The sequence below is a fragment of the Pseudomonas hygromyciniae genome, from assembly GCF_016925675.1.
Classification (GTDB): domain Bacteria; phylum Pseudomonadota; class Gammaproteobacteria; order Pseudomonadales; family Pseudomonadaceae; genus Aquipseudomonas; species Aquipseudomonas hygromyciniae.
In genome coordinates this window covers 5,011,952-5,036,522 of the sequence record NZ_CP070506.1, presented here as the reverse complement: position 1 = coordinate 5,036,522, position 24,571 = coordinate 5,011,952, and the positions used below count along the sequence as shown (strand labels likewise).

The window sequence follows — 24,571 nt, the reverse complement described above, 5'->3', positions numbered from 1 at the left end:
ATGAAGTTAGCCATTGTTACCGCCTGCCCCAACGGCATGGTCACCAGTGTGCTGTGCGCCCGCTTGCTGGACGCCGCCGCGCAACGCCAGGGCTGGAGCACCAGCGTCGAAGTGGTGGATGTGAATCACCCCGAGCGTGCACTTTCCCAGGCCACCCTTGACGCGGCAGAGTGGGTGTTGCTGGTCAGCAGCACGCCCGTGGACATGCAGCGCTTTGTCGGCAAGCGTGTGTATCAGAGCACCCCCGCCCAGGCGCTGCAGGACGTTGAAGCGGTGCTGCAACGGGGCGCGCAAGAGGCCCAGTTGTACGTTGCCAGCGCCAGCGTGCCGACCGCAAAAAGCGCACCGCGCATTGTCGCCATCACGGCTTGCCCTACCGGCGTGGCCCACACGTTCATGGCCGCCGAAGCGTTGCAGCAGGCCGCCAAGGCCAAGGGTTATGACCTGCAGGTGGAAACCCAGGGTTCGGTGGGCGCCCGCACGCCCCTGAGCGAGCAAGCCATTCGCGAGGCCGACGTGGTGCTGCTGGCCGCCGATATCGAAGTGGCCACCGAGCGCTTTGCCGGCAAGAAAATCTACCGCTGTGGCACCAGCATTGCGCTCAAGCAGTCCGCCGCGATCCTCGATAAAGCCCTGGCCGAGGCTCAGCAGGAAAGCGCTGCCAGCGGCGCGGTGGCCAAGGCAGAGAAAACCGGGGTCTACAAACACCTGCTGACCGGCGTGTCGTTTATGTTGCCGATGGTGGTGGCGGGGGGCTTGTTGATTGCCCTGTCCTACGTGTTCGGTATCCACGCTTACGAGCAACCCGGCACCTTGGCGGCCGCTCTCAGAGCGGTCGGCGACCACGCTTTCACCCTGATGGTGCCGCTGCTCGCCGGCTACATCGCCTACTCGATTGCCGACCGACCGGGCCTCGCGCCGGGGATGATCGGCGGCCTGCTGGCCAGTACCCTGGGCGCAGGTTTTATCGGCGGGATCTTCGCCGGTTTCCTCGCCGGCTACAGCGTCAAGCTGATCACCCGGGCGGTGCCGTTGCCGCAAAGCCTGGAGTCGCTCAAGCCGATTCTGATCATCCCGTTGCTGGCGAGCCTGGTCACCGGCCTGGCGATGATCTACCTGATCGGCCCGCCCGTGGCGCAGATGCTGGTTGGCCTGACCAACTTCCTCAGCACCATGGGCACCACCAATGCGGTGCTGCTGGGCATCCTGTTGGGCGGGATGATGTGCGCCGATCTCGGCGGGCCGATCAACAAGGCGGCCTATGCGTTCTCCGTCGGCCTGCTGGCTTCCCAGAGCGGCGCGCCGATGGCCGCCACCATGGCCGCGGGCATGGTGCCGCCGATTGGCATGGCTATCGCGACGTTCCTGGCCCGGCGCAAGTTTGCCCAGACCGAGCGCGAAGCCGGCAAGGCCGCTCTGATCCTGGGCATGTGCTTTATCTCGGAAGGTGCCATCCCGTTCGCCGCCAAGGATCCGCTGCGCGTGATCCCGGCCAGCATCGCCGGCGGCGCGTTGACCGGTGCCTTGTCGATGTACTTCGGCTGCAAGTTGATGGCACCCCACGGCGGGCTGTTTGTGATGCTGATCCCGAACACCATTAATCATGCGCTGCTGTACCTGTTGGCGATCGTTGCCGGCAGCGTGCTCACCGGGTTGGTGTACGCCGTGATCAAGCGTCCGGAGACGATTGAGCTGGCAGTTGGCCCGGCGAAAGCCTGAGCCATTGGCCTGTGGTTTCAGCGTTTGGAACAACCAATCGGTGAATGCCAAAAAATTGGAATGATTGTTCTGTAGTCAGCGACATCTGCAGCACAAATGCGCAAAAAAGCACCCCTGGCGTCTGTCTACCATAGGCCTGCGATACCCATCGCCTTATGACGCCAGGAGCCAGCCATGCCGCATGCCAATACCCTCAAACACTCGCTATCGACGACGCAACCCAGTGTGGGTTGCTGGCTGACACTCGCCAGCCCGGCGGTAACGGAGTTGATTGCCCACTGCGGGTTCGATTGGTTGGTTATCGATGTCGAGCACGGCCCGGGCAGTATCCAGGACATCGCCGCGCAATTGCGGGCCATCGATGCGGCCAACGCCAATGGCGCCAGGACCGCAGCCGCAGTACGAGTGACTGCCAACGACCCTTCCCAGGTTAAACGCGTCATGGATTGCGGGGCACAGACCATCGTGTTTCCAAACATCGACAACGCAACCCAGGCCCAGGCAGCGGTGGCATCCATGCGCTTTGCGCACGGGGCGACACACGGTGTCAGGGGCATTGCCGGCATGGTCCGCGCGGGGCGTTATGGGTTGGACCCCAGTTATATCCAATCAGCGAACAGCCAGGCCTGCGCGATTATCCAGATCGAGTCTGCGGCGGGGGTGGAAAACGTTGATGCCATCGCTCAAGTCGAGGGTGTGGATTGTTTATTTATCGGCACCGCAGATTTATCGGCCAGCTTGGGGCTGCTGGGGCAACCCGAGCATGACCTGGTCAAGGCTGCCATCGACAAAGTGCTCGAAGCCGGGCGCGCCCACGCCAAGGTGGTGGGAATCTTTGCCACCTCCGTGGAGCAGGCCTGCCATTACTGCGAACAGGGCGTGACATTTATCGCCTTGCATTCCGATACCGGTTGGTTGGCCAAGGGCGCCACCAGCGCGATCGAGGCGTTCAGTTCAACCTTGCGGCAGGGGAGGTAGGGACATGTCGATGTCTGATCGCGACGGAAAGATCTGGAAGGATGGTGGCTTGGTTGAATGGCGCGAGGCCAATACTCACGTGCTGACCCATACCCTGCATTATGGAATGGGCGTGTTTGAAGGTCTGCGGGCTTATGAAACTTCCCGTGGTCCTGCCATCTTTCGCCTGGAGGAACACATCCGGCGCCTGTTCAATTCGGCCAGGATTTTTCAACTGGATATTCCATTCGACGAAGAGGTTATGGGTAATGCCTGCGAGCAGGTAATCCGGGCGAATACCTACAGTGCGTGTTACCTGCGCCCGTTGGTCTGGATCGGTTCGCAGCAGTTGAGTATCGCGGCAATGGATAACCGGATTCATGTTGCGGTTGCTGGATGGCCCATGGGGTCCTACCTGGGCGATGCCGGCATGGAGCACGGTATCCGGGTGAAAACTTCGTCGTTTACCCGTCATCACGTCAACGCCTCGATGGTCCGGGCCAAGGCGTGCGGCTATTACGTCAACTCGATCCTGGCGAACCGAGAAGCGCTGTCGCTTGGGTTTGATGAGGCATTGCTGCTGGATACCGAAGGTTATGTGAGCGAGGGGGCCGGGGAAAACATTTTCGTGGTGCGTGACGGGGTGCTTTATACGCCCGACCTGGCGTCGTGCCTGGACGGTATCACTCGCGACTCGGTCAAGGTGATTGCACAGGATCTGGGGTTCGACGTCCGGGAAAAACGTATCACCCGTGACGAAGTGTATTGCTGCGATGAGGCTTTTTTTACCGGTACAGCGGCTGAAGTCACACCTATTCGTGAACTCGACGGGCGCAAAATCGGCACAGGGTCACGCGGGATGATCACCCGGTCCATTCAGCAGACGTACTTGTCGGCTGTGCGCGGGAAAAATCCCCACTACAGCCATTGGTTGACCTATGTCTGATCCGGCCAGGAAAAAGCCGAGGCTGGCGGTCGGGGCGAGGATTGTGCGCAATCCACCGTTGTTGCTGCTGGTGCTGGTCGCTGTCCTGATGTGCCTTGAGCGATGATGTTTTGCCGCATGTTTGGGGGAAATGATCTGCTGGAAAGTCGTGTGCTAACGTCGCCTTTCATTGAGATGCCTTAGAGCACGCGTTCCAAGAGTCGGTGAGGTGTCATGAAAGTTGCAAAAACAAAAATAGATGCAACGGACCGGCGCCTGCTGGCGGCGCTTCAAAGAGACGCCAGGCTCTCGAGCGCGGAGCTTGCCGAGTTGGTGTCGTTGAGCGCTTCTCCCTGCTGGCGTCGAGTGAAAAGGCTTGAAGAGCTCGGCGTGATCCGGGGCTACCATGTGAGCATCGACGCCCAAATGCTGGGCTACGCGATATCTGCGTTTGTGCAGGTAGCACTGGAGCAAAAAGATACGGCGCACATGCAGGCTTTCGAGACCGCCATTACCTCATTTGAACAGGTCATCGCCTGTCACTGTGTCTCTGGGGTTTTCGATTATCACCTGACTGTCCTGGCAACCGACCTGGCGGCATTCAGTGAGTTCGCCAGGCGACATATCAATGGTTTTCCCGGGGTCAAGGATGTGTGCACGGCGTTTGTCGTCAAGGAGGTCAAGGCAGTCGATGGAATGTTCGGGCCTTCATAGCCTGCCACGCACCGGGTGTCATACGTCTTTCATTCGCCCATGCTTAAGTGCCTCTTTGACCCTGCAAGAGGACTGCTCCATGAGCCACTTCAATCCCGGTCGCCGTCGTGTGATCCAAGGTGTCGGCGCCGGCCTATTGCTGCCAGGGCTGGCGCCGGCGGTGATTGCGTCGGTCAAGGATCGACCGCAATTGACCGATGGCGTGCAGTCCGGCGACTTGCTGGGCGACCGCGCAATGATCTGGAGCCGCTGTGACCGTCCGGCGCGGATGGTGGTCGAGTGGGACACGCGTAGCCTGTTCAGCAACCCGCGCAGGTTTATCTCGCCCCTGGCCGACAGCCGCAGCGATTTCACCGCCCGCGTCGAGTTGAGCGGATTACCGGCCGATCAAGCGATCTTCTACCGTGTGCAATTCGAAGATGCCCAGACCGGCGTTGCTAGCGAGCCCTGGTTCGGCCACCTGCGCAGCGTGCCGCAACAGCGCCGCGATATCCGCTTTGTGTGGAGCGGCGATACCGTCGGCCAGGGCTTCGGGATCAACCCGGATATCGGCGGCATGCGCATCTACGAAGCCATGCGCCTGCGCCTGCCAGACTTTTTTATCCACAGCGGCGACACCATCTACGCCGACGGCCCGGTGCCGGCGCAACTGACCACCGAAGGCGGGCGCATCTGGCGCAACCTCACCACCGAGGCCAAGAGCAAAGTTGCCGAAACCCTGGACGAATACCGTGGCAACTATCGCTACAACCTGATGGATGAGAACGTGCGCCGCTTCAATGCGCAGGTGCCGCAGATCTGGCAATGGGACGATCACGAAGTGGTCAACAACTGGTCGCCCGGCAAGCAATTGGATGAGCGTTACCAGACCAAGGACATCACCACCCTGGTGGGCCGCGCACGCCAGGCCTGGCTGGAATATGCGCCGATGCGCCTGCAGGCCGCCGACCAGGGCGGGCGTATCTACCGCAAGCTCAGCTACGGGCCGTTGCTGGATGTGTTTGTGTTGGATATGCGCAGTTATCGCGGGGCCAACGATGACAACCTGGGCGAGGCAAAAGCGTTTCTGGGACGGGCGCAGTTGGACTGGCTCAAGGGCGAACTCAAGGCATCGAAGGCTCAGTGGAAGGTGATCGCCGCCGACATGCCCATCGGCCTGGGCGTGCCTGACGGCGAAGTCAGCCCCGGTGTGCCGCGCTGGGAGGCGGTGGCCAACGGAGATCCAGGTGCGGCCCAGGGGCGCGAACTGGAAATTGCCGAGTTACTGGGCTTCCTGCGCGCGCAACAGGTGCGCAACCATGTCTGGCTGACTGCTGATGTGCACTACTGCGCGGCGCACCATTACCACCCGGATCGGGCGGCGTTCCAGGATTTCGAGCCGTTCTGGGAGTTCGTCGCCGGGCCCTTGAATGCGGGGAGCTTCGGGCCCAATCCGCTGGATAAAACCTTTGGCCCGCAGGTGGTATTTGAAAAAGCCCCGCCGGCGCAAAACACTTCGCCTTTTGCAGGGTTTCAGTTTTTCGGGGAGGTGCAGATTGATGGGCAAACCGCAGAGTTGACGGTGATTCTGCGGGATCTGGATGGCGTGTCGGTGTTCGAACAAAAACTCCAACCCACCTGACCTGGAATGCGCTCAAAAAACTGTGGGAGCGGGCTTGCTCGCGAAGGCGTAGTGTCAGTCACCTGATCCATTGACTGACACTGCGCCTTCGCGAGCAAGCCCGCTCCCACCTTTGGATGTGTGTAGGTCAGTACACATCCCGGCGGTAACGGCCTTGTTCGATAAGTCGTTCCACGGCCTCGCTGCCCAGGATATCAACCAAGGCCTGATCGACCCCTGCCGCCATCCCCTGCAAGCTCCCGCAGACATAAATCACCGCGCCGTCGGCCAGCCATTTACGCAGGACATCGGCGGATTCACGCAGGCGGTCCTGGACGTAGATCTTCTCTGCCTGATCTCGCGAAAACGCCAGGTCCAGCAGCGCCAGGTCTCCACTGGCCAGCCAGCCTTGCACTTCGGCCTGGCAATGGTAGTCATGGGCGATGTTGCGTTCGCCGAACAGCAGCCAGTTACGCTGCTGGCCGTCGGCGATGCGTGCCTTGAGCAAGCTGCGCAAACCGGCCAGGCCCGTGCCGTTACCCAGCAGAATCATCGGTACCGGCTCGGTGGGCAAATGGAAGCCGCTGTTGCGCCGCAACCGCAGGCTGATCGCCGCGCCCAGTGGTGCGTGCTCGGTCAGCCAACCCGAGCCCAGGCCCAGGCTGCCGTCGGCGTGGCGTTCCTGGCGCACGATCAGTTCCAGTACGCCATCGCTGGCAATCGAGGCGATGGAGTATTCGCGCATCCCTATGGGTACTAGCGCCTCCACCAGGGCTTGGGCGTGCAGGCCCACCAGATGGGAGCGGTTGGCCGGCAACTGGCGGCCGGCAAGCACCTGTTCCAGGGGCCGCGCCAAGCCATCGATCAGCACTTCGTCCGTGCCCGCGATGCCCAGGCCGTCGAGGAAATGTTCGACGGCTAACGGGCAATTGCGTGGCAGGATCTCTACCAGGTCGCCGGCCAGCCAGTCGCGTGGGGCCGGCGGGTTGAGCCCTAGTAGGTAGACGCCCGAGCCGCTGCTGTCTGGGTTGAGCAGGGTGCGCCGGTTCAGGGTCCAGTTTTCGTAGCTGGCGCTGGCCCAGGCCGCCGCCGGTGCGTGGCCGGTGATCTGGCCCAGTTGTTGTTGCCAGTGCAGCAGGGCTTGCTGATCGCCGCTGTCGACTTCGACCGGAGCGAACAACGCGTTGCCGCCCTGGTTGGTCAGCCAGAAGTGCAGGCGCCGGGCAAAGCCGCAGAAGTGTTGGTATTGACGATCGCCCAGGGCCAGCACCGAGTAGCTCAGGCCCTGAAGGGCAAGGTCGCTGCCCAGTACGCTGCGCTCGAAGCCGCGTGCGCTGTCCGGTGCTTCGCCGTCGCCGAAGGTGCTGACCACAAACAGCGCGTGTTCCGACTGGCGCAGGTCGTTTTCGCTGACGCTGCCCAGGGACTGCACTTTCACCGGCAAGCCGGCGGCCTGCAGTTGGCCAGCGGTCTGCCAGGCCAGTTGCTCGGCAACGCCGCTCTGGCTGGCGAAACCGATCAGCCAGGCCGGTGCATCCCCAGGGTTGTCGCCCAGGCCTTTGCGTGCATTGCGGACCTGGCGCTTTTTGCGGCGGCGGTCCAGGTACAGCAACCAGCCGGTAATAAAGAACAGCGGCATGCACAGCGAAGTGACGGTAAGGATGATCCGCCCCACCAGGCCGAAGTAACTGCCCACATGCAGCGCATAGATGCTGGTCAGCAATTGCGCCTTGAGGCTTTTGTCGCCATAGCGCTCGACGCTTTTGACCACACCGGTGGCCGGGTCCAGGTTGATCTGGTTCAGCGCGCGGTCATGGGGTGAGCTTTGCAGCAGGTAGTAGACCGTGGCCGGTTGCCCGGCGACAGGTGGCATACGAATGTTGTAGGCACTCAGGTCCGGGCCGGCGGTGCTGTAGATGCTGCTCCAGATGGCGTCGTAATTGGCCACGGGCGCCGGGCCCGCAGGCGCGGGGCCACGGTTGCGCACCCGCTCGTTTTGCGGGGCATCGGACAGCAATCGGGTCAGGCCCTTGCTGTACCACTCGTAGGACCAATACAGGCCGGTGAGCGCCGCCAACAGATAGAACAGCAAGCACCAGGTGCCGAACACCGAATGCAGGTCCCAGTTGAAGCTGCGGCCTTTTTTGCGCCAGTCCAGGGTCAGCCAGGCACGCCAGTTCGCCACTTGGCGCGGCCAGCGCAGGTACAGGCCGGAGAGGCAGAAGAAAATCAGGATCAGCGTACAGGCACCGGTGATTTGCCGGCCGGTGTCACCTATGGCCAGGAAGCGGTGCAGTTGCAGCATCAAGCCAAAAAAATCCTGGCCGACGGCGTCGCCCAGGTAGTCGCCGGTGTACGGGTCGAAGTAGCGCATCTGCCCCCGGCGCTCGCCCGCTGGCGGTGTGAAGAAGACGCGGGCGGCGTTGCCGCTTTCGCTTTCCACCCACAGCATGGACACAGCCTTGCCTTCGGTGGCTTCGAGCTTGCGCACCAGTTCAGCGGGTGGCAGCACCCCGGCGGGTTGCTTGTGCACGGTCAGTACCGACGGGTTGAGTGCCCGCAGGATTTCATCCTGGAACGAGTACGCAGCCCCGGTAACCCCCATCAATGCCAACACCAGCCCGGCGGTAATGCCGAAAAACCAGTGCAACTGGAATAGGGTCTTCTTCAACACGTCGGACGGCCTCGCTGAGCTGGATAGGAATTTTACGGCGCGCATTATGCCGTGAGTTGTCGAGAAACATTCTTTTTTACATACGAAAGCCCCGGGCATCTGATGCGCGGGGCTTTTGCGTCAAACGGCCAGCGTCTTAGAAGTGGAAACTGGTGGTCAACAGCGCTGTACGACCGGCTGCCTGGTTGGCGAAGTGCGCGCCGTAGGCCTTGTCGTAGTAGGTCTTGTCGGTCAGGTTCTGCACGTTCAATTGCAGGTCGACGTTCTTGGTCAGCTTGTAACTGGCCATGGCGTCATAGCGGGTGTAGGACGGCACATAGACGGTGTTGCCCGCGTCGCCGTAGACGTCGTCCACATAGAACGCGCCGCCGCCGACGGTCAGCTTCGAGGTGATGTCATAAGTTGTCCACAGGCTGAACGAGTTCTTCGGCGTGTTGGGCATTTCGTTGCCTTTGTTGGACCCGGCGGTCACCACGCCTTGGCGGTTGCCGTTTTTGCCTGGGTCGACCAGCTCGCTTTTCAGGTAGCTGTAGCCGGCGAACACCTGCCATTGCTCGGTGAGCTTGCCGCTGGCGGAAAGCTCCAGGCCATCGACCCGGGATTCACCGGCGTTTTCATAGGTGTTGGAGTTCACCAGAATGCGCGCGTTTTTCTTCTCGGTGCGGAACACCGCAGCGGTCAGGGACAGGCGATCGTGGAACAGGTCCCACTTGGTGCCCAGTTCGTAGTTGACGGTTTCTTCCGGCTTCATGTCGCTGGTGTTGATGCCGGTCGGGATCGCGTTGGAATCCACACCTTCGCCCACCAGGCCGCCAGCAGGCGAGGCCGACGTGGCATAGGAGGTGTAGATGCTGCCGTTTTCCATCGGCTTCCAGACCAGGCCGGCTTGCCAGTTGAAGAACTGGCTGTCGTCCTTGAGCTTGGTGCGGCCGGTGGCTGCGTTGCTGTTGGCTTCGGTATCGAAGGTGTCGTAGCGCAGGCCGACGTTCAGCAGCCATTGCGGATCGAGTTCGATAGTGTCGAACACGTAGGCGGCGCGGCTGGTGGCCTTGGTGTTGGTGCCCATGTAGTTGCGGGCGACGCTGCCGGTCCAGGCATCGTCCGGGTTCGGGTTGCTCAATGACGTGCACTGACCACCCTTGCCGCCACCGGCCACTGTGCAGACCGGGTTGGCGTTTGGACTGACGGTATAGCCGCTGACGCGGGTTTCTTCACCGGTAAATTCCAGGCCGGTGGAGTAACTGTGCTTGAAGCCCAGGGCCTGGAAGCTGCCAAACAGATCCGTCTGGTTAGTGGTGGTCGTGGTCGTGGACACGCGGCTGTTGGCCCGGCGCCAGACGGTGCCGAACTGGTTGACGTTGTGCTGGCTGTCGTCCGGTTGGGTGAGCACGTAATCCTGGCCGGTGCTGCCGTGGCGCAGGGTGTTCTTGAGGGTCATGTTGTCGTTCAGGTCGTGCTCGATGGAGAACGTACTGATATCGGCGCGGGTCTTGCGAAAGTCACGATCCTTGAGGCCGTAGAAGTTGCTGCTGTCGCCGCCGTCGGTGGGTTTGTCATGCACATGCACAGCCGTCGCGGAGCTGTTGCTGTAGCCGTAGGGAATGCCCGAATCCGGCAGGTCGTTGCTTTCCATATGGTAGTAGCTGAGGTTGACGCGGGTCGGCGTGCCCAGGCCAAAGGTCAGCGACGGTGCCACGCCCCAGCGATCGTAATTGACGGCGTCGCGGCCGGCCACGTTCTGTTCGTGGCTCATCAGGTTCAGGCGGAACGCGGCGTTGTCGAGGAACTGGCGGTTGACGTCGAGTGCATAGCGACGAGTCTGGTCGGAACCGTAGGTAAAGCCGCCGTTGAGGAAGTCCCGCGCTTGTGGGGTCTTGCTCACCAGGTTGAGGCTGCCACCGGCCGAGCCGCGTCCGCCGAACGAGGAGTTGGGGCCCTTGCTGACTTCGATGGACTCGATATCGAAAATTTCCCGGCTCTGGCCGCCGGTATCACGCACGCCGTCCAGGTAGGTATCGCCCTGGGCATCGAAGCCACGGATAAACGGGCGGTCGCCTTGGGGGTTGCCGCCTTCGCCGGCGCCAAAGGTAATACCTGGCACGGTGCGCAAAGCATCTTGCAGGGAGGTGGCGGCGGTGTCCTTGAGTACCTGCGCCGGTACCACGGTGACGGAACGCGGGGTGTCGACCAGCGGCGCGGTGTATTTCTGCGAAGACGCTTTTTCGGTCTGGTAGGAGGTCGCGTCCTGTTCCTGGCCGGTGATGCTGGTGGCTCCGAGGGAAATGCTGTTGCGCTCGCCTTTTTGTTCGGTCTCTTCGCCCGCTTGCGCCATATGGGCTACGGAGCTGGCGCTGATGGCCACGCCAATGGCCGAGGCCAGCAAGCGCGGTGAACTGTTTGGTGTTTTTGTAATGTGGCGCGACATGAAATTCCCTACCCCAAGGATGTTAGGGCGCGAAATATATTGTAAACAATTATGCATAGCAATTGAGAGGTATTACTATTTGCGCGCAATTTACAAAATTTACACTTCTGGGATTACGGTTTTTTCCGGCTCATACGTCTGCCCGTCGGATCAGTGTTTTACAGCGTCAATAGTAATCAATACCATTGGCGCCCCTCTGCTCTCAGGTAACGCCTCATGCTGCTGCATATTCCCGGCCTGTTCTCCCGCGAAGAGGTGCTGCGCATCCGCGAAGCCCTGGAGCAGGCGGACTGGGCTGATGGCAAAATCACCGCCGGGCACCAGTCGGCCAAGGCCAAGCACAACCTGCAATTGCCGGAGGGCCATCCACTGGCCAAGGAAATCGGCGCAGCCATGCTCGATCGCCTATGGCAAAACCCGCAATTCATGTCGGCGGCCTTGCCGCATAAAGTCTTCCCACCATTGCTCAATTGCTATACCGCCGGTGGCAGCTTCGACTTCCATATCGATAACGCCGTGCGCCAGCCCAAGGGCAGCCCGGAGCGGGTGCGTACCGACCTGTCCTCCACGCTGTTTTTCAGCGACCCGGATGAGTACGACGGCGGCGAACTGGAGATCCAGGACACCTTCGGCCTGCAGCGGGTCAAGCTACCGGCCGGTGATATGGTGCTGTACCCCGGCTCCAGCCTGCACAAAGTCAACGCCGTGACCCGTGGCGCACGGTATGCCTCGTTTTTCTGGACCCAAAGCCTGGTGCGTGAAGACAGCCAGCGCACGTTGCTGTTCGAAATGGACGGCGCGATCCAACAGCTGACCCGCGATGTGCCGGACCATCCGGCCTTGATCCAGCTCACCGGCACCTATCACAACCTGTTGCGTCGCTGGGTCGAGGTCTGAGCATGGCTTTTCACTTGCGCCGCACAGAAGTCCTCGACGGCGAACAACTGCACGCGATGCTCGACGAATCACCGGCCCGTGCGGCCCAGGCGATCCTGATGGCGGCGAAGGAGGGCGTGCTCGATGCCCAGGCGCTACTGGGGCAAATCCTCTTGGACGGGCGCGGTATCGAACGCGACGAAGCACTGGCCCTGCGCTGGTTCCAGATCGCCGCACAGGGCGGCCACCTGATGGCGCGCAATATGCTGGGGCGTTGCCTTGAACATGGCTGGGGTTGCGTCGCCGATGAGCGGGCGGCTGCCGGGGAATATCGCCTGGCCGCACAAGCCGGGTTGGATTGGGGGTTGTACAACTACGCCAACCTGCTGGCTACCGGGCGCGGCGTGACGCAAGACCAGCAACAGGCACTGGCCTGTTATCGCCAGGCTGCCGAACTGGGGCATGCCAAGTCGATGAACCTGTTGGGGCGTTACTTGGAAGAAGGGCAATTCTGCGCCCAAGACGTGACCGCAGCGCGTGATTGGTATCGCCGCTCGGCTGAAGGTGGGGATTTTCGCGGGCAGTTCAGTTATGCGGCGGTGTTGGCAGATCAAGGCCAGGTCGAGGCGGCGTTGGCGTGGCTGCACAAGGCACTGGAGGGTGGGAATCTGAAGTTCTTGCAGGTGGCGCATCAAGCGCTGGCTGCGGCGCATGATCCGCAGATTCGCGCCATGGCCCAAGCCTATCAACAACGCGAGGCGCAGCTAGAAGCCCTGTAGGAGCGAGCTTGCTCGCGAAAGTCGCCAACGATAACGCGTTCATTCAGAGTGAACGCGTCGTTCTCAGGTTCTTCGCGAGCGAGCTCGCTCCTACAGGGGTAGGTGTTTAGACGTAGAAGGATTTCAGTGGTGGGAAACCGTTGAATTCAACTGCGCTGTAGCTGGTGGTGTACGCACCGGTGGACAACCAGTACAGGCGATCACCAATGGCCAGGTTCAGCGGCAGGCCGTACTTGTAGTTTTCGTACATGATATCGGCGCTATCGCAGGTAGGACCGGCGATGACCACTTCTTCCATCTCGCCTTTTTTCTCGGTCCAGATCGGAAACTTGATGGCTTCGTCCATGGTTTCGATCAGGCCCGAGAACTTGCCCACATCCGTGTACACCCAACGCTCGACGGCGGTGCGCGATTTACGTGCAACCAACACCACTTCACTGACCAGGATCCCGGCGTTGGCGATCAACGAACGGCCCGGCTCCAGGATGATTTCTGGCAATTCATCACCGAAGTCTTCCTTGAGGAAGCGGATGATTTCCTCTGCGTAGGTTTCCAGGCTGTTGGTACGGGTGATGTAGTTGGCCGGGAAGCCGCCACCCATGTTGATCAGCTTGAGGTGGATACCGTCTTCTTCTTTCAAGCGCTCGAAGATCACCTTGACCTTGGCGATGGCCGCGTCCCACACGCTGATATCACGCTGTTGCGAGCCGACGTGGAACGAGATGCCGTAGGGCACCAGGCCCAGGTCGCGGGCTAGGATCAGCAGGTCCATGGCCATGTCGGTCTGGCAGCCGAATTTGCGCGACAAAGGCCAGTCCGCCGTGGTCGAGCCTTCGGTGAGGATACGCACATAGACTTTCGAGCCCGGCGCGGCCTTGGCGATGTTGCGCAGGTCGGCTTCGGAGTCGGTGGAGAACAGGCGCACGCCCTTCTCGTAGAAGTAGCGGATGTCCTTGGATTTCTTGATGGTGTTGCCGTAGCTGATACGGTCGGCGCTGACGCCACGGTCCATGACCTTGTCCAGCTCGTAGATCGAGGCGATGTCGAAGCTCGAGCCCTTGTCTTTCAACAGGTCGATGATCTCGACGGCAGGGTTGGCCTTGACGGCGTAGTACACCTTGGCGAATTCGAAACCGGCGCGCAGGTCGTCGTAGGCCTGGCTGATCATCGCGGTGTCGATCACCACGAACGGGGTTTCTTGTTTGTCGGCGAACGCCTTCATTTTGTCAAAAGTGGCGCGCGCGAAATAATCTTCGACGTTGATCGACATGCTGGGAACTCCTAAGGGCAAACTGAAATTAACAATGGGTGCAAATGAACGTCCTCCGTATCCCCACTTTGGTTCGCCTACTTCCCAAGGCATGTCGCCGAAAGCAAAAAGGCCATGGGATAAGCTTCCCTTGGCCTTGCTGTCTCGTCGTCAGTACTTGAGCCGGATGGATCGTTTCCAGCATGGACGTTCGGCGCGAACTTTAGGGCGTGAGGGGCTTGAGATCAACTAAAAATGTCGCGTTTTTGCACGCGTTCGTCGCGAGGCGCAGTGCAGCTACTTATGTAACCGACCGGTGTGACGGATTGATGTTCCCCAAAGAGGAGGAGTCAGGCTATTTCCTGACACCCAGCAGAACTAAATGTGGGAGCGGGCTTGCTCGCGAAGGCGGTGGGTCAGCACCCCATTGAGTGACTGACACGCCGCTTTCGCGAGCAAGCCCGCTCCCACAATTTTGACCGAGTGGTGTCAGGCCAAGGCAGTCTCGGCAGGCGAAACGATACTGGTCTTGCCCCCACGGGACTTACCAGAGCTCAGGTACTCGGCAATCGACTCCTGGGTCACTTCCCCAAGGAACACCCGCTCTGCATCCATCACCGGCAACCACGAGCGGTTGAACTCGTACATGCGCGACAACAGGATGCGCAAGTGCTCGTCAAACGCCGCCGTGGCGTTGAACTCGCGCAGGTATTGGGCGCAGGTCCCGGCCTGACGATGCAGGTCGCGACGGCGTACATACCCCAGCGCCTTGTTCTCGGCGCAAGTGACCACCACATAGCGGCGGTCATGCTCGTCCATCAATTCCAGGGCATCGGCCACCGGGGTTTCCGGGCTGACCGACGGGGCGTTGTCCGCCGCGTCTTCGGCCTTGACCAGCAGCAGGCGCTTGAGGGTGCTGTCCTGGCCGACAAAGTTGCTGACGAATTCGTCGGCAGGATGGGCCAGCAGGGTGTCCGGATGGTCGATCTGCAACAGCTTGCCGGCACGGAAGATGGCGATCTTGTCGCCCAGCTTGATCGCTTCGTCGATGTCGTGGCTGACCATGATCACGGTCTTGTTCAGCGCGCGTTGCATCTCGAAGAACTCGTTCTGGATCATCTCGCGGTTGATCGGGTCGACCGCGCCGAACGGCTCATCCATCAGCAGCAACGGTGCGTCGGCCGCCAAGGCGCGGATCACGCCGATCCGTTGTTGTTGGCCACCGGACAACTCACGCGGGTAGCGATGCAGGTACTGCTTGGGTTCGAGCTTGATCATGCTCATCAACTCGCGGGCGCGGTCGTGGCATTTTTGCTTGTCCCAGCCCAGCAGCTTGGGCACCACCACGATGTTTTCCTCGATGGTCATGTTGGGGAACAGGCCGATCTGCTGGATCACATAGCCAATGTTACGGCGCAGGGTCACTTCGTCGAGATCGGTGGTGTCTTCGCCGTTGATCAGGATCTTGCCCGAGGAGGGCTTGATCAGGCGGTTGATCATTTTCAGCGTGGTGCTCTTGCCGCAGCCCGAGGGACCGAGGAATACGCAAATCTCGCCTTCATTGACAGTCAGGCTCACGTCGTTGACGGCGGTGACAGTCTTGCCGTTGCTTTGGAAGGTCTTGGACAGGTTTTGAAGTTCGATCATTTGAGCAATCCTTTTGGAGTCAGCGAGCGTTGCAGCCATTGCAGAAGCAGGTCGGCGAAGATGGCCAGGAGACTGACCAGCACGGCGCCAACGATCAGCATCGACATGTCGCTGCGGCTGATGGAAGCCAGAATAAGTACACCCAGGCCACCGGCGCCGATGGTGGCGGCAATGGTCATCACACCGATATTCATCACCACGGCGGTGCGCACGCCGGCGAGGATCACCGGCACGGCGATGGGCAGCTCGACCATGCGCAGGCGCTGGCCGAAGGTCATGCCGATGCCTTTGGCGGCTTCACGAATGCCCGGCTCGACGCCGGTCAGCGCCAGGTAGGTGTTACGCATGATCGGCAGCAGGGAGTAGAGGAACACCGCGGTGATCGCCGGCATCGGTCCCAGGCCCTGGCCGAACTTGGAGTAGAACGGCAGCAGCAGGCCGAACAGGGCAATCGACGGCACGGTCAGCAGCACGGTGGCGCTGGCCTGCAACGGGCCGGCCAAGGTCGGGAAGCGGGTCATCAGCACGCCCAGGGGCACGCCTACGACAATCGCGAGGATCACGGCGATACCGACCAGGGTGATGTGCTGCCAGGTCAGGTGCAGGACTTGGGCCCAATCAAGATTGGAAAAGGCGTTCAGGAATTCCATGTCTTCTCCTCTTTTAGTTGAGTGGGTGCTGGCGCAGGAAATCAGCGGCAACTGCCGATGGGCTTTCATGGTCGACGTCGACCCGCGCGTTCAGCTGGCGCATGGTTTCATCGTCGAACAGTGCGGCGAGCGGCTTGAGGTCGGCGGCCAATTGCGGATGGGCATCCAGATAAACCTGGCGTACCACCGGCGCTGCGGTGTAGTCCGGGAAGTAGTGCAGGTCATCTTCCAGCAGCTTCAACTTGAAGGCATTGAGGCGCCCGTCGGTGGTGTACACCAGTCCGGCAAACACTTGGCCGTTACGCAGCGCGGTGTAGACCAGGCCTGCGTCCATCTGCCGGGTGTTCTTGCGGGTGAGGTTCATGTCGTACAGCTTGACCATGCCGGCCATGCCGTCGGAACGGTTGGCAAACTCAGTGTCCAGGGCTACCAGGCGGTTTTCCTTGGTGTCCTCGGCCAGGGCCTTGGTCAGGTCGCTGATGGTGTTGATCTGCGGATATTGCTTGGCGACGTTTTCCGGCAGAGACAGGGCGTAGGTGTTGCTGAACTTCGACGGTGAGAGCCAGACCAGGCCTTTTTTCGCGTCGAGTTCTTTAACCCTGGCGTAGGACTGTTCGCTGTCGAGCTTCTCGTCCACATGGTTGTAAGCCACCAGGGACACGCCGGTGTATTCCCAAATCAGGTCCAGTTGCCCGCTTTCCTGGGCACTGCGCGCCAGGTTGCTGCCCAGGCCACCGGTCACGCGGGTGTCGTAGCCTTTGGTGCGCAGGTACTGGGAGGTGATTTCCGCCAGCAGGGTCTGCTCGGTAAATACCCGGGCGCCGATGCGGATTACCGGTTTTTCTGCGGCTTGCGCAATACCTGCAAACAGCAGGATGCAGCCTAATATCAAGCTCAATTTTTTCATGTCGATTCCTTTACCCAGCCTTAAGACGCACGCACTCCGCGTTCCAGCCAGAGGCGGCTGGCCATGGTCACCAGACCGTCAAGCAGCAAGGCCAGCAGCGCGGTACACGCGGCGCCGAGCAGCAATTGCGGCTGATTGTTCAGGGCGATGCCGGGGAAGATCAGGCTGCCCAGGCTGTTGGCGCCAATCAGGAACGCCAGCGGTGCGGTGCCGACGTTGATCGCCAGGGCCACGCGTACGCCGCCGATGATGATCGGCACGGCGTTGGGCAGTTCGACGCGAAACAACACCTGGCGCGGGGTCATGCCGATGCCGACGGCGGCTTCCTTCAAGGAACCCTGCACGTTTTTCAGGCCTTCATAGGTATTGCGCACGATGGGCAGCAAGGAGGCGAGGAACAGCGCGAAGATCGCAGGGCCGCTGCCGATGCCGAGTACGCCGAGGGCGATGGCCAGTACGGCCAGGGGAGGGACGGTGTTGCCGATGTTGAAGATCTGCATGAAGCGTTCTGCGCGCCCGACCATATTCGGTCGGCTGAGCAGGATACCGGCGGGAATCCCTACAACGAGGGCGGCCAGCATGGAGACTAGAACGAGGATCAGGTGTGCTTGCAGGTAAAACAACAAATCGTCGCGGTACATCTCGATCGTGTTGATGCCGATCCAGTGGACCAGCAGGGCCAGGAGAGCGACGACAACCGCTCCTCCTATCAGCCCTTTGCCATAGCGAATAGCCACAGGCGGACTCCTTTTTTCTTTTGTCGGCGAACACATTTCCGAGCGGCAATGCCATTCCTGGCTGTCGGCGAATAGGGTCGCGAAAAGCAGCTCGCCAATACCGGCAACGCGGTATCAAATCGAGCCATGAGGCGCAGCCTCGTCAGGCTAACTTGCTGATTTTTCAGCCCCTGTTACGAGTGCGGTAGCAGGGGAGTGGACGTCTCGACCTTTTAAAAGGTTCCATACTTGGCAGCATTTAGCCACCCCCAATCGGGTGAACGGTGGTCTGGCTCCCTGGGTTTGCGCTATACTCGCCGCCCTTTTTTGACTCACCTGCCAGGCGATTTCCCATGACCCACCAGGCCGCCGAAGTCGCGAAACGCCGCACTTTCGCCATTATTTCCCACCCCGATGCCGGTAAAACCACCATCACCGAAAAGCTCCTGCTGATGGGCAAGGCAATCGCGGTGGCCGGCACGGTGAAATCCCGCAAATCCGATCGCCATGCCACCTCCGACTGGATGGAGATGGAGAAACAACGGGGTATTTCCATTACCACGTCGGTCATGCAGTTCCCCTATCGCGAACACATGATCAACCTGCTCGACACCCCGGGCCACGAAGACTTCTCTGAAGACACCTACCGTACCCTGACGGCAGTGGACTCGGCCTTGATGGTCCTCGACGGTGGTAAGGGCGTTGAGCCACGCACCATTGCGCTGATGGACGTGTGCCGCCTGCGTGACACGCCGATCGTCAGCTTTATCAACAAACTCGACCGTGACATCCGTGACCCGATCGAACTGCTCGATGAAATCGAAGCCGTCCTGAAAATCAAGGCCGCGCCGATCACCTGGCCGATTGGTTGCTACCGCGACTTCAAGGGCGTGTACCACCTGGCTGACGACTACATCATTGTCTACACCGCCGGCCATGGTCACGAACGCACCGATGTGAAAATCATCGAGAAACTCGACTCCGACGAGGCCCGCGCCCACCTGGGTGACGAGTACGACCGCTTTGTCGATCAGCTTGAACTGGTGCAGGGCGCCTGCCACGAGTTCAACCAGCAGGAATTCCTCGACGGCCAACTGACCCCGGTGTTCTTCGGGACCGCCCTGGGCAACTTCGGCGTCGATCACGTATTGGACGCGGTGGTCAACTGGGCACCCAAGCCCCTGGCTCGTGTGGCCAACGAGCGTACTGTGGAGCCGGTTGAAGAGAAATTCACCGGTTTTGTGTTCAAGATCCAGGCGAACATGGACCCCAAGCACCGCGACCGTATCGCCTTTATGCGTATCTGCTCCGGCAAATACGAAAAAGGCATGAAGATGCGCCACGTGCGTACCGGCAAGGACGTGCGCATCGGCGACGCCCTGACGTTCTTCTCCTCCGAGCGTGAGCAACTGGAAGAAGCGTTTGCCGGCGACATCATCGGCCTGCACAACCACGGCACCATCCAGATCGGCGACACCTTCACCGAAGGCGAAGCGCTGGGCTTCACCGGTATCCCGCACTTCGCCCCGGAACTGTTCCGCCGCGTACGCCTGCGCGACCCGCTCAAGTCCAAGCAACTGCGCCAAGGCCTGCAGCAACTGGCCGAAGAGGGCGCCACCCAGGTGTTCTTCCCCGAGCGCAGCAACGACATCATCCTCGGCGCCGTCGGCGTGCTGCAGTTCGATGTGGTGGCCAGCCGCCTGAAAGAGGAATACAAGGTCGAATGCTCCTACGAGCCGATCACCGTGTACTCCGCGCGTTGGATCGATTGCAGCGATAAGAAGAAGTTGGAAGAGTTCTCCAACAAGGCGGTGGAAAACCTCGCCATCGACGGCGGCGGTCACCTGACCTACCTGGCGCCGACCCGGGTCAACCTGGCGCTGATGGAAGAGCGCTGGCCAGATGTGAAGTTCCGCGCGACGCGTGAGCATCACTGATAAAGAGAGTGTTTGGTGCTTCTGACAAATGGAGCGCTATCCACGGCTTATACCCTTGAACCCCCGCAGATTTAAACATCTGCGGGGGTTTGTTATATCTGGTATTTGAAAAAGTTCTGACAGGCCAGTAATTCAACAGCGTTACTGTCAGGTTTGACAGTAGACGCTCTATGGCAATCCTCCTATTTTCCTCAGGGTGAGGGTTCGCCCTCGTGAATGAATCATGAGCGGGAGGAAGGAATCATGTCGGATAAATCGAGCTTGGGCGTTGGTCAGTTGATATTACGGATAATGGCCAACGTTTTGAAACGGGTGGCGGCAATATGTATAACGGTGAAAACTACATTGTATTGGTCGGGGGGGCGGGTAGTGTAAGTGATGGTGGGAGTATTCAGTTGTGGTTTTATGATACCCCGGAGTTGTGGGCGCTCAATATGCCTTTGGATTCAAGTTGGAAGGCAGAATTTATTCCGCGTTCAGATTCGGGGCGCACATGGACAGCCAATGCGGGAACTATTAGTGCTGTGGTAAGCCAGCGTGATGCACTTGCAATCGTCTCATTCAAGTTTACTGCGCGATATCCCGGTGTGCCTTTTACTCACGAAATAGAAGGGGCGGTTGCAGGATCTGAGTGCAACACGGTTATTGAATTGAAGCGGGAGCATCATGCCGCATCACCACGGCTTCTTGCATCACTTCGCCCATCACCTCGATCGGGCATTTGAAGTCGAAGCGTTTGCGCGGTCGCATATTCAGTTGCAAAGCGATGGCGTCCAGGGCTTCCTGACTATGCACCGACAAGTCCGTGCCCTTGGGCAGGTACTGGCGGATCAGTCCATTGATGTTCTCATTGCTGCCGCGTTGCCAGGGGCTGTGCGGGTCGCAGAAGTAGATCGCCACCCCGGTCCGCTGGGTGATCTCGGCGTGCCGCGCCATCTCCCGGCCCTGGTCGTAGGTCATGCTCTTGCGCACCGCCAGCGGCATGCCATTGAGCGCCGCACTGAAGCCCTCCAGCGCCGAGGTCGCCGTCGCGTCGGCCATCTTGATCAGCATCAGGTAGCCGCTGGTACGCTCCACCAAGGTGCCCACCGCCGAGGCATTGGCCTTGCCCTTGATCAGGTCGCCCTCCCAATGGCCTGGCATCAGCCGGTCTTCGACCTCCGGCGGGCGCACGTGGATGCTGAGCATTTCAGGGATCTGGCCGCGCCGATCGACGCCGCCAGAGCGCGGCCTGCGACTCGTCTTGCCCTGGCGCAGGCAGATGATCAGCTCCTTGCGCAGGCCACCGACCGGCAGGGCGTAGATCGCGTTATAGATCGTCTCGCGGCAGACGTAGGCCTCTCTGAGGCTGGGTATGTTCATGCTGCGCAGCTTGCCGGCAATCTGCTCGGGAGACAAACCCTCACGCAGCATATGGACGACCAGCTCGAAGCGCTCACTGCCCGGCAGCAGCTTGCACTGAGGCCTGCAGACCTGGCGGCGGACCTGCATCTGCTGCTGGGCAGCACAGGCCTGGTAGCGGGTGCCAGGGGCCCGGTTGCGGCGCAGCTCCCGGCTGATGGTCGAGGGGGAGCGGCCGAGCATCCGGGCAATTCGCCGCTGGCTGAAACCTTGGGCAAGGCCGAGTTGAAGGGTCGCACGTTCGGGGATACTGAGTTCGTGATAGGACATAGTGGCAGCACCGTACCGGAAAGGTCAGGTGTTGCACTCAGTTTTTGCGGCCGCCAGGCTTTTGGCATTGCAAAGGGTTTAACGCTCTGACAAAGGACTCTGTATTCAAGGAGTGAGACACAGGCTGCGTAGAGTGGGTACTGATTGAACAAACCTGAAGAAAGGGCGAAACCTCAAGGTTTCGCCCTTTCTTGTTTGACGACTAGAGTGTATTTGGCCCCACTCGCAGCTGTTTCAAGGAAAGCTCGGCACCCACCCGTACGGCTTCAACCTGCGCAATAACGGCATCTTTCACAATCGCTTCACCAAAGTCAGTCAGCTCTTGGTTCTTGATATGTTCCACGCTGAGATAGAGCAAGTGCAGGGCAACGTCCATGGCACTTTGGAAAGATACCAAGGTATTGTTCTGCCCCAGTTCCTCTACGACGGCTTCCCAGCGGCGATCCGATTCTTTCTGGATGTTTTTGAACTCTTCAAAAGTGACGTCGCCATCTTCGTAGATGGTTTTCAGCAAATTTTCCAGTGAGCGGGATATTGCACGATAATTCATAAGTGTCTACCTGTTGGTAATGGCGGAGGCGGTAGACTTTAATCGCAGGTTATAGGCAGGGCAATATTAAAGCGGGGGGTGTTACATGTTTCAGAAGTTGCTGATTTTTAGAGATATTTGCTGAGAAATGTTTGTAGTCTGTTTCTGGGGTTAGGGGTTCCGGTGGCAGGACTCCAAACATAATCGGGTTGGCGATACTTGAGTAATACCCGCAACGTTCCGCCCGGCATGCCGGGCGGAGCGGGTCGTTATCAGAACGAAGCAGTGACCGACGCAAAATAAGCGCGGCCCGGTTCGTTATAGGTTTGAGCCCCCGCGTCGTCAGCGTTGCCTTTGCGATACAAACGCTTGTCCAGCAGGTTTTCGATACCCACACGTACGCTCAGGTTCTTGGTCAACTCATAGCCACTGCTCACACCCATCAAGCCGTACGGGTCGACATCCTGCTGGGCAGTGCGATCGTAGTTGTTGGCGCTACGGGAGTTGAGGGTGGGCGCCTCTTGCTTGCCGTAGTAGGTGCCGCTGACCTGGAACGACAGTTTGTCGGTGGCCTGCCAGTCCAGTGTGGTGTTGACCGTGTACTTGGGGATGATGCTCAACGGCTCGCCGGTGTCTTTGTCCTTGGAGTCGATCATGTAGGTCAGGTTGGTGTTCCAGTCCAGGTCGTCGCGCAGGGTCATGAACAGGTTGCCCTCGATGCCCTGGACCAGTGCCGCGCCGCTGTTTTCCCATTGCAGTACACGCCGGCCACCGTCCAGGCGGAAGGCGGCCTGGTTGCTGGCATTGATTTTGTTCTTGTAGTCATTACGGAAGTAGGTCGCGCTGGTGCGCCAGGTGCCTTTGTCGAAGGCCAGGCCGATTTCCTTGTTGACGCTGATTTCCGGCTTCAGGTCCGGGTTGCCCACCAGGTAGCAGCCACCGGAGTTGGTTTCGCCGGCATTGCAGCCGTTGCCCCGGCTGTACAGCAAATAGTTGGGGTTGGACTGGTACAGGTTGGGCGTCTTGTAGGCCCGGGCAATACCACCCTTGAGGCTCAGTTCATCGGTCAACTGGTGCGAGGCGTTGAGGCTCGGGCTCCAGTTGCCGCCGTATTCTTCATGGTTGTCGTAGCGCAGGCCGGGGGTAATGATGGTTTTGCTGCCGACTTCGATGTTGTCCTCGGCAAACAGCGCGTAACTCGACGCGGTGGTCTTGGTACTGCTGCGGCTCACGCCCGGAATGCTGGGAACGCCGCCGGTGCCTGGGTCGTAGCTTTGGGGGCGCAGCGAACCTGGATCGTTCATCGATTCATACAGGTATTCGCTGCCCAGGGTCAGTACTTGCTCGGTGCCGAAACTCAGGGGCAGGTTGACTTCGGCGGTGGCGCGGGTGTTGCGCAACCGCGATTCGAAACGACCGGCGGTGGCCGAAGGAGCACCTTCGCCGGAGCCGGCCAGGCCTTCGTTGAGACGCTCGTTGCGGGTCAGGTCGTGGCTCAGCGAGGCCATGCTCGAGCCCCAGTCAAACTCGCCACGGTGGGTGGCGGAGAAGCTGCTGCGCTGGATTACGCTGGTTTCCTTGCCGACCAGGCTGTTCACGAACGCGCCGCCGCCGTTGAGCATGGTGTCGCCGGCGAAGATATTGCCCTGGCGGCTGTAGCTGGCTTCGAGGTCCAAGGTTTGCTCGGGGGTGAATTGCCAACTGAGCAGGCCGTTGACGTCCTTGTTGCGCACGCCTTCGCGGCCCGCTACCAACGAATCGGCGGTGGCCTGCTCGGCCTGGTTGATGTTGGAGTCGTCGGCATCGGTCTTGTTCAGGCCGCCGTAGACCCGGAACGCCAAGGTATCGCTCAACGGGCCGCTGAGGTTGAAGTTGCTGCGTTTGCTCATGCCTTCGGCGTCATCTTCCGGCAGCGACACATAGGTGGTCAGCGAGCCGTGCAACTGGTCGGTCGGGCGCTTGGTGATGATGTTGATCACCCCGCCCATGGCGCCGGAACCATAACGCGCGGCAGCCGGGCCACGCAGGATTTCGATGCGTTCGACTTCTTCGGCCGGCACCCAGTTGGTTTCGCCACGGGTATCACGGTCGCCGCTCCAGCCGTAACGCACGGCGTTACGCGAGGTCGACGGCTTGCCATCGATCAGGATCAAGGTGTTTTCCGGGCCCATGCCACGCAGGTCGATCTGACGATTGTTGCCACGGCTGCCGCTGGAGCTGTTACCCGTCAGGTTGACGCCGGGTTCACGGCGAATGATGTCCGACAGATCGTTGGTCGGTGGGCGTTTCTTGATGTCTTCACTGGTGATGATCGATACGCCGGGGGCTTGTTTGAGCTCTTCGGCGGCGGTGCCCAGGATGCGCGTTTCGCTGAGTTCCAAGGCTTGGGAGGTGCCATCGACTGGCAGGTCGCTGGCTTGCACCGGTACTTTGCCGCGTTCACTTTCCAAGGTGTCCGCCAGGAGCGCGGGTGACGAAAGGGCGGCGATAAACGCCAGGGAGAAGTGGCTGAGCCTGAATCGAGGTGACATGTCCGCAAAATCCTTTAAGGAAGGTGGCAACTGAGCGAGATGCACCACAATTGCCTTCCAGCAGG

General features: G+C 60.3%; 18 protein-coding genes. 8 read left to right on the top strand and 10 right to left on the bottom strand.

Annotation, left to right across the window (positions count from 1 at the left end):
* From JTY93_RS22500 to JTY93_RS22480, 5 genes are all read left to right on the top strand, one after another.
* Positions 1-1,719 carry a PTS fructose-like transporter subunit IIB gene (locus tag JTY93_RS22500; protein WP_205477271.1) on the top strand — a complete coding sequence of 573 codons (1,719 nt, stop codon included), beginning with the start codon at positions 1-3 and terminating at the stop codon, positions 1,717-1,719.
* Between the two features lie 174 nt (positions 1,720-1,893).
* Positions 1,894-2,697, top strand: coding sequence for an HpcH/HpaI aldolase family protein (locus JTY93_RS22495; RefSeq protein WP_205477270.1), 804 nt, complete (start codon positions 1,894-1,896; stop codon positions 2,695-2,697).
* 4 nt (positions 2,698-2,701) lie between these two features.
* On the top strand, positions 2,702-3,622 hold the full coding sequence (locus JTY93_RS22490) for a branched-chain amino acid transaminase (protein ID WP_205477269.1): 921 nt from the start codon (positions 2,702-2,704) through the stop codon (positions 3,620-3,622).
* Positions 3,623-3,835: 213 nt separating this feature from the next.
* Positions 3,836-4,315, top strand: a complete 480-nt coding sequence (locus JTY93_RS22485; protein ID WP_205477268.1) for an Lrp/AsnC family transcriptional regulator — start codon at positions 3,836-3,838, stop codon at positions 4,313-4,315.
* A gap of 79 nt (positions 4,316-4,394) precedes the next feature.
* The gene (locus JTY93_RS22480; RefSeq protein WP_169998623.1) at positions 4,395-5,936 is read left to right on the top strand and encodes an alkaline phosphatase D family protein; all 1,542 of its coding nucleotides are present in this window, start codon (positions 4,395-4,397) and stop codon (positions 5,934-5,936) included.
* A gap of 127 nt (positions 5,937-6,063) precedes the next feature.
* Here JTY93_RS22480 and JTY93_RS22475 read toward each other — a convergent pair whose 3' ends face one another.
* Both JTY93_RS22475 and JTY93_RS22470 read right to left on the bottom strand, forming a co-directional pair.
* Positions 6,064-8,589, bottom strand: coding sequence for a PepSY domain-containing protein (locus JTY93_RS22475; RefSeq protein WP_205479664.1), 2,526 nt, complete (start codon positions 8,587-8,589; stop codon positions 6,064-6,066).
* A 136-nt stretch (positions 8,590-8,725) separates the two neighbouring features.
* Entirely contained in the window at positions 8,726-11,014 is a 2,289-nt protein-coding gene (locus JTY93_RS22470; protein ID WP_205479666.1) for a TonB-dependent receptor, read from the bottom strand.
* A gap of 216 nt (positions 11,015-11,230) precedes the next feature.
* Between JTY93_RS22470 and JTY93_RS22465 the strand changes: the two genes are divergently transcribed.
* Positions 11,231-11,911, top strand: coding sequence for a Fe2+-dependent dioxygenase (locus tag JTY93_RS22465; protein ID WP_092238343.1), 681 nt, complete (start codon positions 11,231-11,233; stop codon positions 11,909-11,911).
* Between the two features lie 2 nt (positions 11,912-11,913).
* On the top strand, positions 11,914-12,669 hold the full coding sequence (locus JTY93_RS22460) for a tetratricopeptide repeat protein (RefSeq protein WP_205479668.1): 756 nt from the start codon (positions 11,914-11,916) through the stop codon (positions 12,667-12,669).
* A gap of 106 nt (positions 12,670-12,775) precedes the next feature.
* Here the strand turns inward: JTY93_RS22460 and JTY93_RS22455 are convergent, their stop codons facing one another.
* From JTY93_RS22455 to JTY93_RS22435, 5 genes are all read right to left on the bottom strand, one after another.
* Positions 12,776-13,939: a type III PLP-dependent enzyme gene (locus JTY93_RS22455; RefSeq protein WP_032861941.1), complete on the bottom strand. Its 1,164-nt coding sequence runs from the start codon at positions 13,937-13,939 to the stop codon at positions 12,776-12,778.
* Positions 13,940-14,407: 468 nt separating this feature from the next.
* Positions 14,408-15,565 (bottom strand): osmoprotectant ABC transporter ATP-binding protein OsmV, encoded by a 1,158-nt coding sequence (locus JTY93_RS22450; RefSeq protein ID WP_205479669.1) that lies wholly within the window; start codon positions 15,563-15,565, stop codon positions 14,408-14,410.
* Entirely contained in the window at positions 15,562-16,215 is a 654-nt protein-coding gene (locus tag JTY93_RS22445; protein ID WP_205479671.1) for an ABC transporter permease, read from the bottom strand. The genes JTY93_RS22450 and JTY93_RS22445 overlap by 4 nt, the downstream gene beginning before the upstream one ends.
* A 13-nt stretch (positions 16,216-16,228) precedes the next feature.
* On the bottom strand, positions 16,229-17,122 hold the full coding sequence (locus tag JTY93_RS22440) for a glycine betaine ABC transporter substrate-binding protein (protein ID WP_205479672.1): 894 nt from the start codon (positions 17,120-17,122) through the stop codon (positions 16,229-16,231).
* A gap of 20 nt (positions 17,123-17,142) precedes the next feature.
* A complete protein-coding gene (locus JTY93_RS22435) occupies positions 17,143-17,895 on the bottom strand; it encodes an ABC transporter permease (RefSeq protein ID WP_375373778.1) in 753 nt (250 codons plus the stop codon).
* Positions 17,896-18,191: 296 nt separating this feature from the next.
* Here JTY93_RS22435 and JTY93_RS22430 point away from each other — a divergent pair, with 296 nt between their 5' ends.
* Positions 18,192-19,775 carry a peptide chain release factor 3 gene (locus JTY93_RS22430; protein ID WP_032860140.1) on the top strand — a complete coding sequence of 528 codons (1,584 nt, stop codon included), beginning with the start codon at positions 18,192-18,194 and terminating at the stop codon, positions 19,773-19,775.
* A gap of 642 nt (positions 19,776-20,417) precedes the next feature.
* On the opposite strand, the gene JTY93_RS22425 is transcribed toward JTY93_RS22430, so the two are convergent.
* The 3 genes from JTY93_RS22425 to JTY93_RS22415 form a co-directional block, all read right to left on the bottom strand.
* Positions 20,418-21,446, bottom strand: coding sequence for an IS30-like element ISShes10 family transposase (locus JTY93_RS22425; protein WP_011711660.1), 1,029 nt, complete (start codon positions 21,444-21,446; stop codon positions 20,418-20,420).
* Between the two features lie 202 nt (positions 21,447-21,648).
* Entirely contained in the window at positions 21,649-21,996 is a 348-nt protein-coding gene (locus JTY93_RS22420) for a hypothetical protein (protein ID WP_205480881.1), read from the bottom strand.
* Between the two features lie 251 nt (positions 21,997-22,247).
* Positions 22,248-24,506 (bottom strand): TonB-dependent siderophore receptor, encoded by a 2,259-nt coding sequence (locus JTY93_RS22415; RefSeq protein WP_205480883.1) that lies wholly within the window; start codon positions 24,504-24,506, stop codon positions 22,248-22,250.
* Positions 24,507-24,571 lie beyond the last annotated feature (65 nt).